The sequence below is a fragment of the Streptococcus sp. ZY19097 genome, from assembly GCF_040731245.1.
GTDB classification, from domain to species: domain Bacteria; phylum Bacillota; class Bacilli; order Lactobacillales; family Streptococcaceae; genus Streptococcus; species Streptococcus orisratti.
This window is the reverse complement of record NZ_CP160400.1, coordinates 196,912-213,755: the sequence shown is the minus strand read 5'-3', so window position 1 is coordinate 213,755 and position 16,844 is coordinate 196,912. Positions and strand designations below refer to the sequence as shown.

The following is a 16,844-nucleotide window of genomic DNA, read 5'->3' as shown; positions in this document are numbered from 1 at the left end:
GAGTTCTCCTATATATAGTTCGTTTTTGTTTACGGGTGGCGGATGTTCCGTTCCGCCAAAAGGTATTTGGAAGGTTCCGGGGCCTTTCAAATGGGGTAAACAATACCGTTTATCATAATACCAAAAAAACACGCACAAAGCAAGTTATTTGAACAGATTTTTGATTTATTTTTCGACCCTAAATTCTCAAAGTAAGTTCTAGTCTACCCCCAAAGCTGGAAATTAGACTGAGACAAAAAAATAAGGTAGAACTTACTATGGGACAAGTTGGTAACTGACAATGAAAAACAAACACTTAACTCTCTCTGATCGCAATGATATTCAAATAGGAATTGAACAGCTCAAAACCTTTTCGGCTATAGCAGCTAAGTTAGGAAAAGATCCGTCCACAATTTCAAAAGAAGTTCGGAGAAATAGGGTGACAAAAGAGAACTCTAGTGCTTCCAATTGTGAGGCCTGCCCTCTGCTCAAAAAGGCTCCCTACGTTTGTAATGCCTGTCCGAAAAAGAGATTGAACTGTGGATACCAGAAACAGTTCTACTATGCCAAAAGAGCTCAGCTTGATTATGAAGCTAAGCTCTCGGAGTCGAGAACAGGCGTTGCCCTAAACAAAGAAGAATTCTATCGTATGGACGAGATTGTCTCTTCAGCCATACAAAAGGGACAACATCTCAACCACATCATCGCCTCAAACGAACTTTCGGCATCCAGAGCTTCTATCTACCGATACCTTGAAAAAGGATATCTTTCCACAAAGCCTATTGATTTCCCCCGTGTCGTGAAATTCAGAAAACGTCGAACAAGAGATCTTCCTCCCATTCCTAAAACTGCCAAAGAAGGACGGTCCTATGAGGACTTCCAACGCTTTCTCACAAAAGAAGGCATCAGCTATTGGCTGGAAATGGACACCGTTACTGGACGGATTGGAGGAAAAGTTCTTCTAACCTTCAACCTCTCCTTCTGTAACTTTATTTTCGCTCGATTGCTTGATAATAAAACAGCTAATGAGGTCGCTAAACACCTCTACATTATCAAAAACGACCTGCATCAGAAAGAGATAGACTTCTGCGAACTATTCCCTGTCATTCTGACCGACAATGGTGGTGAATTCGCCAGAGTGGACGACATCGAAAGGGATGTTCGCGGAGAATCAAAGCTATTCTTCTGTGACCCCAATCGTTCTGACCAGAAAGGGAGAATTGAGAAGAATCACACACTTATCAGAGATATTCTTCCTAAAGGCAGTTCGTTTGACAACTTGACACAGGAGGACATCAACCTGGTTTGTTCGCATGTCAACAGCGTCAAACGAGCTTCTTTCAACGGAAAATCGGCTTATGAACTCTTTACATTTACCTACGGTGAGGAATTGGCAACACTTTTGGGTATCTCTAAAATTGACCCTGAGAACGTCATTCAATCTCCACGATTACTAAATAATCACTAGTTTTTATCAAAAAAATTAATCAAAAATAGAAAGGAACTTGTCCCATCCCAAATTCCAGATAGCTAGAACTTACTTTGAGACGTCTCAGAGCCAGTAACTTTAGTGTACTCTTTTTTTCAACAATTTCAAGCCAAAAACACCCTTGAAGCCTCATTTTAGTCAAAAACAGAACTTAGTCTGAGACTAAATTCTGTTGGTTTTATGCAGTTTTCTCATAGTAACTTCTGGGAGACTCAGACCTAGAACTTACTTTGAGAATTTACCTTATTTTTCGACCTTATTTTTTGAGAAGGAAAGTGAGGAAATAGCAGAGCTAATAAGGTATTCGCTTTCTTTTAATCAACATTCTAGAAGGGTTCACTAATGATTCTATCTAGGCACCTTATACTCAACTAAAATCAAGAACGTGTATAATCACTATTAGTTGGGGAGGGGGTGACTTATCTTGCATTTGCTCCAATGGTAAAAACAGCCAAAGTATCTGGTCCGACATGTGAAGAAATAACTGGTCCAAGTGGCATGATGAGGACATTATCAATTTTATCCTGCGCCAGCAGTTGTTCTTTCAGGCTTTCAGCCGACTCAAGGTCGTTCGCATAAGCCACAATAGCTGTGCTATGACCTAAGTCCTGTGTTGCCTGTGCGACCATTTCTTTCATGCCTTTTTTACGACCACGAACTTTTGCAAGGGGAACCAATTTCCCAGAAGCATCCAACCAGAGTAACGGCTTGATATTCACTAGACTTCCGATAATGGCAGAGCTTTTTGAAAGACGACCACTACGCATCAGATGGTAAAGATCATCTACCAAGAAATACGTTCTCAGACGTGGAAGAATATCCTCAATCATAAGTTTAGTCGCCTGCAAGGTCTGACCTTGATCACGTGCGTCTGCTGCTAGCATTGAAAGATAACCCTCACCACCAGCTGCTGCCAGTGTATCAACAATCTCAATAACGGCTTCTGGAAATTCCTCCAAAACCAAGTCTCGCGCCATTACTGCACTCTGATAAGTCCCTGACAAAACAGATGAGAATGCCAGATAGAGGACATCCTCTCCTTTTTCAGCATGACGTCGAAAAGACTCTTCAAATTGACCAACATTAATCTGACTAGTTGTTGGTTTGCCCCCATTCTTCATACTTTCTAGCAGGACATCACTAGTTAGCCGTTGACTTCCAACTGTTTCATAGGTGACACCTTCAAGTGTTATGGTCAAGCCAAGAATTTCCACATCATTATCATTTACCCAATTTTCATCCAAGTCTGCCGTTGAATCTGTTATTAGTTTAAATGTCATCAGTCTCTCATTTCTTTTACGTTTATCCAAAACTAGTTTGATTACCAAAGTTTTACTTATTATAACAAAAAAAGACGCACTTGGCGAATTTTCTTGAAAATTATAAATCCTCTAAGAAATTTTTGAGTTGAGAAAGTTGTTGAACATCCCAAGGCCTAAGAGGAGGCTTACTAAGATCAATCTGACGTGATAACTTATCTAAATCAGATTTAACGGTATTAACTCGCTGCTCCATTTCTCTGGCAGTAACCCTTAAAGCTCCCTGAGAAAAGATTGTCCATTGCTCGTTGAGGTCGCTAGTTGCCACTTCAACTAAATTAAGGGGTGTGTTGAGCTGAGCCGCTGTACGCTCAATATAAGAATCTGCTGTCTCATTTTCCTCGGTAAAAACAACATCTACTTTAAATCTATCGTAACGTTGACGAACTCCTGGGACATACTGGGCATCAAAAACACAGATAACCTCTATATTCTCAAAATGAGCATAATTATGAAGTTTACGCAAAAGCACCTCTCGTGCTTCATCCAGTTGATTAGCCTTAAAAAGGTGACGCGTTTCTTGCCAGAAGGCAATCATGTTGTAACCATCAACCAGTAAAATTCTTTTTTTCATGATTGTCCTTTCTAGTCTTGAGCAAGTAGAGGTGTAAAATTTATTTAGTGTTGAGAATAGTGCTGACAGTCATCAAAACATAGCACCAACGCCATCAACTCAAAGTTTGTTGCGGAAGACTTCATACATAAGAATAGCCGCCGCAACACTGGCATTAAGGCTTTGAACATGACCAGCCATAGGAATGGTAATCATCTCATCCACCTGCTTTTTAATATTAGCCGAAATGCCCTTGCCTTCGTTGCCAATGATAAGCACCAGTTTCCCTGAGGTATTCCATTTGTGAGATGGGGTGCCGTTCATGTCGGTTCCAAAAATCCAAAAGTTAGCTTCCTTGAGCTTATCTAAGGTTTGACTAAGATTGGTCACTCGGGCAATGGGAACATGTTCTACTGCTCCAGTTGAGGTTTTAGCAACAACAGGTGTCACCCCAACAGCACGGTGTTTAGGAATGATGATACCAGTTACATTGGTTGCATCAGCCGTACGCAAAATGGAGCCAAAATTATGAGGATCATTGAGACCATCTAAGATAAGAATGAGGGGATTGTCTTCTTGCTCTGCCTTTGCCAAAATCGTATCAAGTTCAGCATAGGCAAAGTCGGACACACGCAAGACAAAGCCCTGATGCACAGCACCATTTGTCATTTCACTAAGTATTTTTTTTGGCGTCCATGAGATAGAGACTTTCTTCTCTGCCGCCAAATCCTTTATCTTCTCAACGTTCTTGCCACGCAGGTCATCCTGAATATACAGTTTATTGCCGGTATTAGCTTGAAGCGCCTCAGTTACAGCATGGACGCCATAGACCATATCAGTGTTCTCAGTTTGATTCATTCGTTTTTCTTTCATGATGTTATTATAGCATGAAAAGCAGAGCTTGCTTAATAAAAAAGATTTCAAGTTGACAAGATGGCATTCTAGTGGTAGAATACCATTATTCTAGCACTAGAATAAAAGGAGACTTATATGACCATTTCACTGACCGAACAATTGATTCTTGGCATTTTGCTTGAGGGGCCACAACACGGCTATCATATTGAGCAAGTCATCAAAGAACGCGGCATGCGCACATGGACGGAAGTTGGCTTCTCATCGATTTATTATGTTCTTGATAAATTGGAGAAAAAAGGACTGGCAACTGCTACTTCCGGCAAAGGAAAGGAGAAAAAGGAATTCCAAATCACCAAAGAAGGACTGGAGGCCTTAAAAGCAAATTCTAAGAAACTCATTAGCGAGCGCAGGCCAGCTAACGCTCACCTGATGACGGGACTGGCAACTGCCTATCTTTTAGATGACAAAGAGCTGCGCGCAGCATTTTTCAAGCGCAAAGAAAAGCTAGAGGACGATCTTGCAGATATGCAAAACAAACAAAGTAAGGAGCAGCATAAGGCTCCTATCGCCCAACAACTCTTCAATCTTGGTCAGACACTGCTAGAAGCTGAACTTGACTGGATCAAACAAGAATTACAGAAACTGGAGGACTAAAATGGCTTTTGATTTCAAAAAGGAATCATATGAATGGTTATTTATTTTCCTCCTATACCTAACAGTATAAAGGGTGACGTAAGGTTATAGTCAAGTCGTTAAAAAACAGTTTTCGATGAAAACTGTTTTTTAACTATTCTCAACTACCTCAATACACCAATCAATCAACTCTTCTAACCGCTCAACTTGATTAGTCATGTGAAGATAGCCCATGACCGCCTCAAACCCCGTTGACATCTTGTAGGTGACGACATCGGTATTTTTAGCCTTGGTATGGCTGTTGGCATTGCGGCCGCGACGGTAGATATCTTCTTCTTTTTCGGTCAATAGCTGTACTTCCAGCATTTTAGCGATGAGCATGGCCTGCGCCTTGGCTGATACATAGCGAGTCGCTTTGCGGTGCAGTTGATTGGGCTTGGTAAGCCCCTGAAAAATCAGGTGTTTACGAATATAAGTGGAATAAATAGCATCACCTTCAAAGGCAAGGGCAATCCCATTAATCAGATTGACATCAACTGACTTAGTCACGTGTCCACCTCACACCATCCTTGGTATCAAGAAGCTTGATGCCTTGCGCAGCTAATTGGTCACGAATAGCATCTGCGGTTTCAAAATCACGCGCTGCTCTAGCTAGCTGACGTTCTTCAATCAAGGCTTCAATATCTGCTTCCAGCACTTCCTCTTCAAAGACAATACCAAAGACGGCTAAAAGTTTGGCAAAGGTGTCCTTAACAGTCTGATTATAGTTACCAGAGTTAATCCACTTGGCGAGATCAAAAATGACTGTGATACCGTTAGCGGTATTGAAATCATCATCCATAGCCGCCTCAAAGTCAGCGACAAACCGAGCTAATTGGGCTGCGTCAGTAACTTCTCCCACTGGCAGAGTGTAGGTATTTTTCAAATACTTGAGATTGACGTCTGCATCGTGCACCGCTTTTTCCGTAAAATTCACTGGCTTACGGTATTGTTGAGTGGCTAGGAAGAAACGAAGCACTTGCCCATCAACAGTTTTCAGCATATCGTGAACAGTCACGAAATTGCCAAGTGATTTAGACATTTTTTCATTGTCCACATTGACGAAACCGTTGTGCATCCAGTAATTTGCAAAAGTCTTGCCTGTCTTGGCTTCCGACTGTGCAATTTCATTGGTGTGGTGTGGAAATTCCAAGTCTGCTCCACCACCGTGAATGTCAATGGTATCACCGAGGATTTCCGTCGCCATAACCGAACATTCAATATGCCAGCCAGGACGTCCTTGACCCCAAGGACTTGACCAAGAGACTTCGCCTGGCTTAGCAGATTTCCAGAGAGCAAAATCAAGTGGATTTTCCTTAATATCGCCTTCGCCGTCCACACGACCGCTAGCACCTACTTCAAGGTCTGCTAGAGTTTTGTTGGCTAACTTGGCATAATTACTGGACTTAGCCACACGGAAATAAACATCACCGTCTGCTTCATAAGCGAAGCCTTTGTCCACCAAAACCTGTACAAAATCAATAATTTCATCCATATAATCAATGACACGTGGATTTTTAGTCGCAGGCTTAACCCCAAGCTGCTTAACATCTTCCATAAAAGCTGCAATGAACTTGTCTGAAAAAGACTTGGTGTCCATGCCAGCTTCAGCCGCACCTTTGATGATTTTATCGTCAACATCCGTAAAATTGGAAATATAATTCACCTTGTAACCACGATACTCAAAGTATCGACGAATGGTATCAAAAGCCACTACGCTACGGGCATTCCCAATGTGAATATAGTTATAAACCGTTGGTCCGCAGACATACATGTTGACCGTATTATCATGAATCGGCACAAATTCGCGTAGACTGCGGGTCATGGTGTCATAAAGTTTAATTGTCATTTTAAAATCCTCTCAGCGAGTTAAGTTTTAGGCGTTTTGCGGTAAGAAAGATAACGAACAATGAGCACAATAATCCAGATAAAACTAGCCAATAACCAGATAATCCCCTCAAAGACATGAGCAACTGCGAATTGCAGAGCCGTATTGATAAGACTCAACACCACCATTAAAATAAAATACCAATTCTTCAGTAAAAAATTTTTCATTTCTATAATTCCTTTGCAATTGCTAATGCTACCTCAAAAAAAGTCATGACATCAGCTGTGCGCTCCTCATGTCGCTTATCCCATTCTTCGTTATGGTGATCAACGTAATCAGCCGTATAAAAAAATTGATAAACATTGGCCTGTCGGAATTGTGCCCATGCCATGAGTGCTGAAGCTTCCATATCAACGACCTCTGCACCAACTGCCATACGACGTTTAACTTTATCAGCTGTTTCTCGGAAAAAGGCATCAGTTGTCCAAGTCTTGGTTCTGACATGCTCTATTCCAGCATTATTAAAAGCCTTTTCCATGGTCAATAGCAGAGCTTCATTATAAGAGATTTCATCACTAGCCGGGGCGTAGTGGTAACTTGTCCCCTCATCACGCAGAGCCACACTTGGAATGAGAATCTTATCCGCCTCAATTCTCTTATCCAAAACCCCACAGGAACCAATGACGATAATGTTTTTGAAACCATCTGCCCTTAACTCCTCAAGATTGCCCACCGCAGAGGCAGCACCAATAATAGCCATCATAACAGCAACTGTTAATCCGTCTTTTTCATAGATATACCAAGGGTGTTTTCCATTAAGGTCGGAAATGTAGCCACCTTGGCGAACATGCTCCATCTGACTTACTGTATCAACAATCTTGCCATTAAAAGAATAAATAAGCGTGTCACACACCTCAAACAAGCCTGATTCCACCTTTTTTAATTCAGGCTCAATGACCGCTCGACCTGATTCGAATTCTGTTAATAGCATAAGCGCCTCCTCATTTTGGGGAATCTAGGTAAACTACTTCAGTTTGCTTGGTAAAGCCAATCTTTTCATAAAGACGCTTAGCACCTCGATTATCATCATTCACCGCGATTTGGAAAGTCTTGGTATTTTTGTCAATCAGGTCATTAACCAAGTTCTGCACGAGATAGGTGCCCAGACCTTGACCACGAAAATCCTCTGCAACAGCCAAACCGTAAAGGTAATTCATATCACTGGACAAATCCACCGTACAGCAGGCCACTAGCTGATTGTCCTTAAACAAGACATATAGCAGACTATTGGGGTCTTTCAGAGCTTCCTTGATATAGCGCTGGCTGACCTCGCTAGTCTCACTAGGTTCAGCAAAAGCCTCAAAATGAATCTGCGCAATGGCATCTTGGTGACTATTATCAGCCAGTTGAACGTGAACGTCAGAACGTATTTCAAAGTCATAAGGCTGTCGGTCTCTTCCCAACCAAGTCTCGGTTTCTGTATCTTCTACCAAATTCCAGTGCCCAATCAATTTAGGATTTTTCTCCAAAAAAACGCGCTCCGTTTGGAAAGTAATTGATGTAATAGGATAGGACTTGGTCTCTTCTTGAAATCGAGTAAAGAGCTGTCTAGCAATGCCTTTGCGACGATAATCAGGGTGAACTAATATCGCCAGCTCTGCATTTTCATCATCCGCATAAACTGTCAACAAGCCGAACAACTTCTGTCCTTCATAGTAGAGAAAGAAGGCGGGCATGTCAGGATCAAAGTTGAGCATACTTGAAAGGTACGGATCTCTATAAGTCTTATCATGTGCCTGACAGACACGAATAAGCTGTCTGGTAGCTAGCAGCTCTTCATCAGTTAGGTGACTTACCGCCTTCAACATAAAGCAATCCTCCTAGAGATTTGACGATCGATGGCTACGATCCCGCAGCTCCTCTAACTTATTAGTATAATAGTGTGATTCGCGTTCTTCTTCAATCTGATGAATAACCAAGTCATCCTTTTTACCATGGACACGAACAACTTTAGCAGGAATCCCGACAACTGTAACATCCGCTGGAACATCTGATACCACTACTGCTCCAGCACCAACCTTGGCATTTTTCCCAATTTCAATTGGGCCAATAACCTGAGCGTGAGCCGAAATAAGTGCTCCTTCACGAACAGTCGGATGACGTTTGCCAATATCCTTACCTGTTCCACCAAGGGTAACCCCGTGATAAAGCATGACACCTTTCTCAACAATCGCCGTCTCTCCAATAACCAGACCCGAACCGTGATCTATAAAAACACCACTGGCAATTTCAGCTCCCGGATGAATTTCAATCTGAGTCCAAAAACGCCAAAATTGACTATGCATCCTCGCTAATAACTTAAAATTATGCTTCCACAAAAAATGCGAAAGGCGATGAGCTGCTAACGCCTTTAAACCTGGATAAGTTAATATGACCTCTAACCCCGAACGTGCCGCAGGATCCAATTCTTTAACAATATCAATACTTTCTTTCCACCAACCCACGGCTCCTCCTTCCTAAGGGATAGTTCCAAGGACAACGCCAACACCTATCCCTAACTACAACTAATATTACTTAATTTAATCATCAACCTCTACTTCTGACCAATTAATCAAAATTTGTTGATCATCAAAAGGATTGATAACAACGCCAACCGTTTCATCAATATCATTAGCACCGTGTCCTGGTTGATAAATATCCTCAACCTTCCAAGTCAAAATAGTTCCATTGGCTTTTCTAAAAGGTGTCCCAAAATCCTTATGATTATACCACTTGGCAAAACTTTGAAGGTTTGAAAAAGCTGGAACATAACTCTGACCTTCTGGTGTTGACATCGTTGGGAACATGCGGTCAAAATTGCCATCTTCACGTGGATGTACAAAGGCTGGCACCAAATAATATTTATCCATCGTATCAGCTTTTAGATTTTCATCACCCATCAATGTATTCAAAATTGCCGTAAAACTATTTAAAAATTGGACAAACTCGCTGCTTTTGAAGATAGTTGAATTGCCAAAATCACCTGTTTTCTTGAGGTTGAAAACCAGTCCTGTCAGCCCCTTGACGATAACTTCCTCTAAAACTTCCAAGGCCGAACGTTCTACCCAATTTTGTTCTTGGGCACTCAGCTGAGAAACTTTAAAAATCTCAAGGTCATTCTTATCTGTGAATACAGGTGTTACACGTTGCCCATCAATTTCAAGGGCATAAGGCCTATCACTGGCCCAGACTGGATTGTTATGGAGGGCATTTACTAGAGCAATACTATCTAAAAAATTATCTGGGGCATTGATAAAAGCTCGTAGGCGAATATCAAGTTCATTTGTGTTTGTCATGTTTTCTACCTTATTTGTTTCTCTTTTTTGTAAAGATTTATTCTTTATCTTTGCGTTCACGTAAATGTCCGCCAAAAGGACCTTTTCTGTCTTTATGATGACTTTTACGTTCTTTTTGTTCCCCTTCTGCTTTTTCAGCCTTAGGTGGACGAGGAAGCAAAGCCTTCATAGAGGCATCAATGCGCCCTTTGTCATCGATTTTGATAACCTTAACATCCACTTCATCTCCGACAGCAAGAACATCTTCAACATTTGTTGTGCGTGTCCAGGCAATTTCTGAAATATGAACCAAGGCATCTGTTGTGTTGAAGAGGTTAACAAAGGCACCAAACTTTTCGATACGAACAACTTTGGCATGGTAAACATCATCAACCTTAGCTTCACGAACAAGTTCTGTGATGATTTCTTTAGTACGGTTAATAGCATCCTGATCAGAAGAATAGATAGCTACATTACCTTCTTCATCAATATCAATCTTAACGCCAGTTTCTGCGATAATCTTATCGATGGTTTCGCCACCTTTACCAATAACAATCTTGATTTTATCCACATCAATCTTGATGGTGTCAATCTTAGGTGCTGTAGGAGCCAATTCTGCACGAGGTGCTGGGATCGTTGCTTCAATCAAGTCAAGAATTTCAAAACGGGCCTTCTTGGCTTGAGCCAATGCTTCTTCCAAGATTTGCGGTGTAATCCCTTCAATCTTGATGTCCATTTGCAGAGCTGTAATCCCCTCACGAGTACCAGCAACCTTAAAGTCCATATCACCAAAGTGGTCTTCCAAACCTTGAATATCTGTCAAAACGGTATAGTTTGTACCATCTGAGATGAGCCCCATAGCAATACCAGCAACTGGTGCCTTAATTGGCACACCACCAGCCATGAGAGCCAACGTACCCGCACAGATAGAAGCCTGAGATGATGACCCATTAGATTCCAATACTTCTGCCACCAAGCGGATAGCATACGGAAATTCTTCCAAGCTCGGAAGAACTTGAGCAAGAGCACGCTCACCAAGGGCCCCGTGACCAATCTCACGACGACCAGCTGCACCATAACGACCAGTCTCTCCAACAGAATATTGTGGGAAATTGTAGTGATGCAAGAAACGTTTTTTATACTCAGGGTCAAGGCCATCAATAATCTGCGTGTCCCCCATAGGTGCCAAAGTCAAGACAGACAAAGCTTGTGTTTGCCCACGTGTAAAGAGACCTGAGCCATGTACTTTTGGCAAGAAATCAATTTCGGCATCCAACGGACGAATCTCATCAACTTTACGACCATCGGGACGAATTTTGTCTTCTGTAATAAGACGACGCACCTCTGCGTGTTCCATTTGTTCCAAAATTTCAGCCACATCACGCATAATACGGTCGTGTTCTTCATGCTCAGCATAACGCTCTTCGTACTCAGTGGTTACACGTTCTTTGACAGCTTCGGTCGCAGCTTCACGCGCTTTCTTTTCTTCAACTTGAACAGCAGCTTGCAAATCAGTGTTGTAGGCTGCGATGATTTCAGCTTGGAGCTCAGCATCCACTTGCAAGAGTTCTACTTCTGCTTTTTCCTTACCGACTGCAGCGACGATTTTTTCTTGGAAGGCGATCAATTCGCGAACAGCTTCATGACCTTTGAGCAGAGCCTCAAGCATGATGTCTTCTGACAATTCCTTAGCACCTGACTCTACCATGTTGATGGCTTCTTTAGTCCCCGCCACGGTCAGTTCTAATAGCGAAGATTCTTTTTGCGCAGCCGTTGGGTTGATGATGTACTCTCCATCAATGTAAGCCACTTGTACACCAGCAATTGGGCCGTTGAACGGAATATCTGAGATAGATAAAGCCAATGAAGAACCAAACATAGCTGCCATTGGAGCGCTAGCATCTTCATCGTAGGAAAGGACAGTATTGATTACCTGAACTTCATTGCGGAAACCTTCCGCAAACATTGGGCGGATTGGGCGGTCAATGAGACGTGCGGTCAAGGTTGCATCCGTTGAGGGACGACCTTCACGCTTCATGAAGCCACCGGGGAATTTACCAGCAGCATACATCTTTTCTTCATAGTTAACTTGTAGTGGAAAGAAATCACCCGTTGCCATTTTTTTAGACATAACTGCCGCAGTAAGCACCGTTGATTCACCATAACGCACTACTGCTGCGCCATTAGCCTGCTTAGCTACTTGACCAATTTCAACCACAAGGGGTTTTCCCGCAAAGGTCATTTCAAAAGTTTGTTTTGACATCTTTTAACTCCTAAAAATTGATTTTTTTGACACGTCTGTTTTCTACAAAAACCAACTTACAAGAATCTCGTAAACTCGTCTTTGCATAAAACTACGTATCTTCACTATTTTACCATATTTTCGCAAGAATAGCAGGGCTTCTAACAGGGATTTTTATACAAAATGGGAGCGGTGTGAATAGGATGAACATTTTTTCCAAATAACTTAACAAATAACTAAAGACAGCAACTCGAAAAATTGCTGTCTTTATTGCCTTTGTTTCTTAGAACCCGTATTCACAAGTGAAGTGATTTTATATAAGAGATCGTTTTTCGCTAATCCAGGTAGTTTTTTGAGAGAATGCTGACTGTATCTTGAAAAAACTAACGATGAGTAGCTGAAAAACTAGCCTTAGATAGAAGTGTCGGACTATGAATACAGGTTCTTAATATGGGCATTCAACTTCTTAATAGCCCAATCGTAGTGACTAGACATTGAGGAAACGAAATAAGAACCCAATGTATTATTCCCTGTCCATCCAAAGATATTTTTGGTGAATAGCTCCTCATTTGAAAAACTCTCTACCAGCTGCAATGCTCTGCCATGACTGTCCTGCAAAAGACTCTTCGCTTCCTCTAAAGTCGTCTTTTCATGTTTTTTAACAAAGCTGATATTCATCTCACCGTAAGTACGCCAATTGTAGGGTTCTGGAAGAAAAGGCTGTGCTTGGCCCGCTTGATTATTCATCACGAAAGCAATCAAAAGCTGATGCCATTCATAAAGGTGAATAAGAACGTCCTTAACATCTTTATCGCGCGCCCAATGAGCTTCCTTACGCTTAGGCCCATCAGAAAAATCAAGTCTAGTGGTAATATTTTCAGCTTCCACATACTCCAACAAGTCCCAAAGTTTAGCGAAATTTACCTGAGAAGCCTCTAGCAAATCACTTTTACATGTCGGTCTAGGCATAGAGAGTCACCGGCCTTCTAATCACCAAAGAAAAGATCCACCACAGCAATGACAATGATAGCCCCTAGCACTGATGGAACAAGCGCCATACCTGCCAATGATGGTCCCCAGTAGCCAAACAAAGCTTGCCCGACAGATGAACCAATCCATCCTGCGAACATCTTGGTAAAACAGCCCATAGACTCCCCACGGTTGGTGATTGCACCTGCAATCGCTCCAATTAAAACACCAATTAACATTGACCAAAGCATATCTCTCTCCTTATATCATTTTTTCTTTAGTATACCATAAAAGTATTAACTTCGTTTTTTTAAACATAGCAAAGCTAATTATATTGCCCTATCTGGCTGACGCTTTACAAGGAGTGGCAAAAGCAGAACAAGTCCTGCAATGAAGCATAAGATTGCCAATGTTAAAAACAGATTTGAATTGCTACCACTCATAGCTGACAAGAAAGAAACTACCGATGCAGCCATACCGCCACCCAGATTACAGCCCAACAAAACAAGCGTAGTCCCCAAAGCTAATTGGTTAGTTCTCAATATTTCTGAAAGCCTGTGAAAAACTGACGTTACACCTATACTGTAAACAAATCCAGTTGTTAGGGCACCTATTGCCAAAAATACTAAATTAGGAGCCAGCCAAATGAGCACCAAACCTAGCGCAAGAGCCAAAAGAACCAAAGGTTGCAGGAACTGCCTAAAGCGAGCCATCAAACTGGCAAAGAGCGTTCCAGCCAAAATCCCCATCAACATCATCAAACTCAAAATTAGACTAGAGTCGATAGCTGTTCCTAACTTAAGCTCTTCCACCAACATAGGTAGGCGGATGGTGATTCCAGTGTTAATTAAAATCACCGAACCAGCGTAGAGTGCCATGAAAACAATGTGCCATACCTGCCTTGCTGATAAAGCAGTTTTTGCTTTTTTAGGATGGTTGGCAACTTTAGACTTGTCATCAGATTTTGCATTTCCAAATAACAGGTAAAATCCTAACAATGGTAAGCCTAGCAGATAAATTAAGAAGCCTGACGACCAAGACCCGCGTAGCAATTGCCCAGCTAGAAAGGTTAAGGTGGCTGAACCCAAAACCTCCGTTGATCCCCTGATTCCCAACATTTTAGCACGTTCTGAGCCCGAATAATGCTGACTAATGATAGTAATAGCACGTTCATTGATTAGCCCAATTCCCAGTCCCAAGACCAGACGGGACATTAAAACTAATGGATAATCCTGAGTTAGAGCCGGCAAACTTCCCCCGAGTGAAATGCAGAGCAAACCTAGAACAAAGATCAACTTCTCGGTCAAAAAGCGACTGAGATAAGGGCTTGCTAAAAGCACAGCTATAATCATAAAAGAGGGAACCGATAACAAAAAATCAATTTGATTCAGCGAAATCCCTGCTGCTGTATAAGCTGCTGTCATTTCCGGCAACAAAGGAGAAATGGCAAAGGTTGAAACCAACATAAAGGACAACCCAAGAAGGCTAATTTTTTCAAGAATAATTTTCATAAAAGTCTTTCAAGTTTTTCTTTTCAGTATATAAGAAAATCCTTTACTTGGCAACACTCTTTCTCTAAAAGATTGAGCCTGAGAGCCTGTTCACAAGTCAAATCTGAACTGACAGCTTAGAACCTTTTTTTCAAAATACAGTCAGTATTCTCTCACAAAACTGCCTTGATTAGCGAAAAACGATCTCTTATCTATAAGCACTTCGCTTGTGAATACAGGTTCTTAACCCAAATGCTAGTCAAAGAACAACAGAAAAGCTAGAAGCTAAGTGTTCTTTTCAAGTATTGTTTTTTCTATGAACTAAACCGTCCTTATATAGTTGTCCAAATGATTAATAAAAACCAACACTGATTGGGCACTTCTTAACATGCTAGCATGTTGAGTTCACCTTACCCTAATTCAGACTGATACTCTTCGAAAATCAAAATTATCCGTTGTCAACTTGCCTTGATGAACTCAAGTTCTATCGTCAGCTTCGTTTCCTAGGCTACTTTTGATTTTCATTGAGTATGAATTGATTTGATGAATTTCAATTCTATCTGCAATTGTTTGATTGATTGTTATTGCGGCGTAACATTCAAAAAACGCCTCGAAATCTTATTTCGGGCGTTTTACTGTTGAGTTGCTTTTTTCTTGCGTCTGATTAGCGACGAAGGCCAAGTGAAGCAATCAATTCACGATAACGGTTAACGTCTGTGCGGCGAAGGTATGCCAACAAGTTACGACGGTGACCAATTTTTTTCATCAAACCACGGTAAGTTGCGTGGTCTTTTTTGTGTTGTTTGATATGGTCGTTAAGGTGGTTGATTTCCCAAGTAAGAACAGCTACTTGAACTTCAACTGAACCTGTGTCGCCTTCGTGACGTGCGTATTGAGCGATGATTTCATTTTTTTTCTCTTTTGAGATTGCCATAATATTTTCTCCTTTATATGCTTCATCCGAGTGATGGGTTTTGGCAGTTCCCATAACCAAGAAGAAGTTACTAGCCTTTAGGCTTCTTATATTTTAGCAAAATGGCCGAGCTTCGTCAACTCCGACCATCTGCATTTTATTTTCTCAATTTGCTAATAGAGCTATTGGGTAGGTTTTTCTTCAATTTAGCTTGACAATCTGGGCAGATTCCGTAAGCTGTTAACTGAATTCTAGTAACTTGATAACCCGTCTGTTCATGAGCTTCCTTTGAGACATCAATCACATCTGCATCCATAAAATCAGCAATTTTTCCACAAGACTCACAGACAATATTGACATGCTGGTGCCCCATAAAATCATAGTAGGTTGTGCTATAATTGCAGAGTTTCAGTTCTGTTACAAAACCTTCGTCCACGAGAACTTTGAGATTGTTATAGACAGTTGCCAAACTCATATTAGGATATTCTGGCAATAAGTCATTATATATTTTTTCCGCACTTGGATGCTCACGGCTGTTGACCATATAAGCAATGATTGCCTTGCGTGTTTCTGTAATTCGAATGTGTTTTTCTCTGAGGTGCTCCAGAACATTTTCATAGGCATCTAAAGTTTGGTGATGATGAGTATGAATGTCCATTTCCCCTCTCCTTTGTGAATTATCAGAAGTAATTATACCATATTTTTAGCATTTTCACAGAAAGAAAACTTGACTAATTCCCACCATCAAGCATCTCAAGATACTCAATCTTTAAACAGCGATTCATGACAATCTTTTGACAACCCGCTGTTCGTAGGATTTGTTCTGCTTCTTCATTTTCTAAACTAAGCTGTGCCCAGAAAACGTCCGCATCAGTTTGGATAAAATCCTTAGCCACGTCAGGCAAAAACTCGCTACGTCTGAAAACATCAACAATGTCCACATGAATAGGAATATCTTGCAGACAGGCATAAATTTTTTCTCCTAGAACCTCAGAACCAGCCAACTTTGGATTGACAGGAATAATCGTGTAGCCAGCTTCTTGCATGAGTTTAGAAACACGATAGGCCGCCGTCTCTTCACGATTAGAAAGACCAACAACTGCAATGGTCTTAGCACCTTTGATATAACTAAAAATCACGTCTTGACTAGGATTTTGAAATGAGTACATAGACAACTCCTTGAAAGTGTTTTCTTTAGTATATCACAAAGCAAACGACTAC

At 41.3% G+C, this 16,844-nt stretch carries 19 protein-coding genes; 2 read left to right on the top strand and 17 right to left on the bottom strand.

The window, feature by feature from the left end; all coding sequences use genetic code 11:
* Window positions 1-280 precede the first annotated feature (280 nt).
* The gene (locus tag ABZ559_RS01025; protein ID WP_367005779.1) at window positions 281-1,447 is read left to right on the top strand and encodes an IS30 family transposase; all 1,167 of its coding nucleotides are present in this window, start codon (window positions 281-283) and stop codon (window positions 1,445-1,447) included.
* A 440-nt stretch (window positions 1,448-1,887) separates the two neighbouring features.
* Here the strand turns inward: ABZ559_RS01025 and ABZ559_RS01020 are convergent, their stop codons facing one another.
* The 3 genes from ABZ559_RS01020 to rlmB form a co-directional block, all read right to left on the bottom strand.
* Window positions 1,888-2,748, bottom strand: coding sequence for a DegV family protein (locus ABZ559_RS01020; protein ID WP_367006928.1), 861 nt, complete (start codon window positions 2,746-2,748; stop codon window positions 1,888-1,890).
* Window positions 2,749-2,848: 100 nt separating this feature from the next.
* Entirely contained in the window at window positions 2,849-3,361 is a 513-nt protein-coding gene (locus ABZ559_RS01015; RefSeq protein WP_367006925.1) for an NYN domain-containing protein, read from the bottom strand.
* Between the two features lie 99 nt (window positions 3,362-3,460).
* Window positions 3,461-4,213 carry a 23S rRNA (guanosine(2251)-2'-O)-methyltransferase RlmB gene (gene rlmB, locus ABZ559_RS01010; RefSeq protein ID WP_367006923.1) on the bottom strand — a complete coding sequence of 251 codons (753 nt, stop codon included), beginning with the start codon at window positions 4,211-4,213 and terminating at the stop codon, window positions 3,461-3,463.
* Window positions 4,214-4,330: 117 nt separating this feature from the next.
* Here rlmB and ABZ559_RS01005 point away from each other — a divergent pair, with 117 nt between their 5' ends.
* Complete coding sequence (locus tag ABZ559_RS01005) at window positions 4,331-4,849, top strand: PadR family transcriptional regulator (RefSeq protein WP_367006920.1); 519 nt, start codon at window positions 4,331-4,333, stop codon at window positions 4,847-4,849.
* A 129-nt stretch (window positions 4,850-4,978) separates the two neighbouring features.
* On the opposite strand, the gene ABZ559_RS01000 is transcribed toward ABZ559_RS01005, so the two are convergent.
* The 14 genes from ABZ559_RS01000 to ABZ559_RS00935 form a co-directional block, all read right to left on the bottom strand.
* Complete coding sequence (locus ABZ559_RS01000; RefSeq protein WP_367006918.1) at window positions 4,979-5,377, bottom strand: Mini-ribonuclease 3; 399 nt, start codon at window positions 5,375-5,377, stop codon at window positions 4,979-4,981.
* On the bottom strand, window positions 5,370-6,716 hold the full coding sequence (gene cysS / locus ABZ559_RS00995; protein ID WP_367006915.1) for a cysteine--tRNA ligase: 1,347 nt from the start codon (window positions 6,714-6,716) through the stop codon (window positions 5,370-5,372). The genes ABZ559_RS01000 and cysS overlap by 8 nt, the downstream gene beginning before the upstream one ends.
* Before the next feature lie 20 nt (window positions 6,717-6,736).
* The gene (locus ABZ559_RS00990) at window positions 6,737-6,922 is read right to left on the bottom strand and encodes a hypothetical protein (RefSeq protein ID WP_367006913.1); all 186 of its coding nucleotides are present in this window, start codon (window positions 6,920-6,922) and stop codon (window positions 6,737-6,739) included.
* Window positions 6,923-6,924: 2 nt separating this feature from the next.
* Window positions 6,925-7,686 carry a nucleoside phosphorylase gene (locus ABZ559_RS00985; RefSeq protein ID WP_367006911.1) on the bottom strand — a complete coding sequence of 254 codons (762 nt, stop codon included), beginning with the start codon at window positions 7,684-7,686 and terminating at the stop codon, window positions 6,925-6,927.
* A 10-nt stretch (window positions 7,687-7,696) separates the two neighbouring features.
* Window positions 7,697-8,563: a GNAT family N-acetyltransferase gene (locus tag ABZ559_RS00980; RefSeq protein ID WP_277290624.1), complete on the bottom strand. Its 867-nt coding sequence runs from the start codon at window positions 8,561-8,563 to the stop codon at window positions 7,697-7,699.
* A 12-nt stretch (window positions 8,564-8,575) separates the two neighbouring features.
* Window positions 8,576-9,199 carry a serine O-acetyltransferase gene (gene cysE / locus ABZ559_RS00975; RefSeq protein WP_367006908.1) on the bottom strand — a complete coding sequence of 208 codons (624 nt, stop codon included), beginning with the start codon at window positions 9,197-9,199 and terminating at the stop codon, window positions 8,576-8,578.
* Between the two features lie 75 nt (window positions 9,200-9,274).
* Window positions 9,275-10,030, bottom strand: a complete 756-nt coding sequence (locus ABZ559_RS00970) for an SseB family protein (protein WP_026217063.1) — start codon at window positions 10,028-10,030, stop codon at window positions 9,275-9,277.
* A 37-nt stretch (window positions 10,031-10,067) separates the two neighbouring features.
* Entirely contained in the window at window positions 10,068-12,272 is a 2,205-nt protein-coding gene (pnp, locus tag ABZ559_RS00965) for a polyribonucleotide nucleotidyltransferase (protein WP_367006905.1), read from the bottom strand.
* 408 nt (window positions 12,273-12,680) lie between these two features.
* Window positions 12,681-13,220: a ClbS/DfsB family four-helix bundle protein gene (locus ABZ559_RS00960; protein WP_367006902.1), complete on the bottom strand. Its 540-nt coding sequence runs from the start codon at window positions 13,218-13,220 to the stop codon at window positions 12,681-12,683.
* Between the two features lie 17 nt (window positions 13,221-13,237).
* Window positions 13,238-13,471, bottom strand: coding sequence for a GlsB/YeaQ/YmgE family stress response membrane protein (locus ABZ559_RS00955; protein WP_277290621.1), 234 nt, complete (start codon window positions 13,469-13,471; stop codon window positions 13,238-13,240).
* Window positions 13,472-13,549: 78 nt separating this feature from the next.
* Window positions 13,550-14,731, bottom strand: a complete 1,182-nt coding sequence (locus ABZ559_RS00950; protein ID WP_367006900.1) for an MFS transporter — start codon at window positions 14,729-14,731, stop codon at window positions 13,550-13,552.
* Window positions 14,732-15,374: 643 nt separating this feature from the next.
* Window positions 15,375-15,644, bottom strand: coding sequence for a 30S ribosomal protein S15 (gene rpsO, locus ABZ559_RS00945; RefSeq protein WP_018164109.1), 270 nt, complete (start codon window positions 15,642-15,644; stop codon window positions 15,375-15,377).
* A 136-nt stretch (window positions 15,645-15,780) separates the two neighbouring features.
* Window positions 15,781-16,281, bottom strand: a complete 501-nt coding sequence (perR, locus tag ABZ559_RS00940) for a peroxide-responsive transcriptional repressor PerR (protein WP_018374932.1) — start codon at window positions 16,279-16,281, stop codon at window positions 15,781-15,783.
* A gap of 73 nt (window positions 16,282-16,354) precedes the next feature.
* Complete coding sequence (locus tag ABZ559_RS00935; RefSeq protein ID WP_367006897.1) at window positions 16,355-16,792, bottom strand: CoA-binding protein; 438 nt, start codon at window positions 16,790-16,792, stop codon at window positions 16,355-16,357.
* Window positions 16,793-16,844 lie beyond the last annotated feature (52 nt).

Excerpts from the sequence above, each read along its gene's own strand:
- rlmB (WP_367006923.1), bottom strand. The coding sequence starts at position 4,213 with ATGAAAGAAAAACGAATGAATCAAACTGAGAACACTGATATGGTCTAT.
- ABZ559_RS00985 (WP_367006911.1), bottom strand. The coding sequence starts at position 7,686 with ATGCTATTAACAGAATTCGAATCAGGTCGAGCGGTCATTGAGCCTGAA.
- ABZ559_RS00935 (WP_367006897.1), bottom strand. The coding sequence starts at position 16,792 with ATGTACTCATTTCAAAATCCTAGTCAAGACGTGATTTTTAGTTATATC.
- ABZ559_RS00970 (WP_026217063.1), bottom strand. The coding sequence starts at position 10,030 with ATGACAAACACAAATGAACTTGATATTCGCCTACGAGCTTTTATCAAT.
- ABZ559_RS01020 (WP_367006928.1), bottom strand. The coding sequence starts at position 2,748 with ATGACATTTAAACTAATAACAGATTCAACGGCAGACTTGGATGAAAAT.
- ABZ559_RS00950 (WP_367006900.1), bottom strand. The coding sequence starts at position 14,731 with ATGAAAATTATTCTTGAAAAAATTAGCCTTCTTGGGTTGTCCTTTATG.
- ABZ559_RS00960 (WP_367006902.1), bottom strand. The coding sequence starts at position 13,220 with ATGCCTAGACCGACATGTAAAAGTGATTTGCTAGAGGCTTCTCAGGTA.
- ABZ559_RS00990 (WP_367006913.1), bottom strand. The coding sequence starts at position 6,922 with ATGAAAAATTTTTTACTGAAGAATTGGTATTTTATTTTAATGGTGGTG.
- ABZ559_RS01005 (WP_367006920.1), top strand. The coding sequence starts at position 4,331 with ATGACCATTTCACTGACCGAACAATTGATTCTTGGCATTTTGCTTGAG.
- cysS (WP_367006915.1), bottom strand. The coding sequence starts at position 6,716 with ATGACAATTAAACTTTATGACACCATGACCCGCAGTCTACGCGAATTT.
- ABZ559_RS01025 (WP_367005779.1), top strand. The coding sequence starts at position 281 with ATGAAAAACAAACACTTAACTCTCTCTGATCGCAATGATATTCAAATA.
- ABZ559_RS00980 (WP_277290624.1), bottom strand. The coding sequence starts at position 8,563 with ATGTTGAAGGCGGTAAGTCACCTAACTGATGAAGAGCTGCTAGCTACC.
- perR (WP_018374932.1), bottom strand. The coding sequence starts at position 16,281 with ATGGACATTCATACTCATCATCACCAAACTTTAGATGCCTATGAAAAT.
- rpsO (WP_018164109.1), bottom strand. The coding sequence starts at position 15,644 with ATGGCAATCTCAAAAGAGAAAAAAAATGAAATCATCGCTCAATACGCA.
- ABZ559_RS01015 (WP_367006925.1), bottom strand. The coding sequence starts at position 3,361 with ATGAAAAAAAGAATTTTACTGGTTGATGGTTACAACATGATTGCCTTC.
- ABZ559_RS00955 (WP_277290621.1), bottom strand. The coding sequence starts at position 13,471 with ATGCTTTGGTCAATGTTAATTGGTGTTTTAATTGGAGCGATTGCAGGT.
- pnp (WP_367006905.1), bottom strand. The coding sequence starts at position 12,272 with ATGTCAAAACAAACTTTTGAAATGACCTTTGCGGGAAAACCCCTTGTG.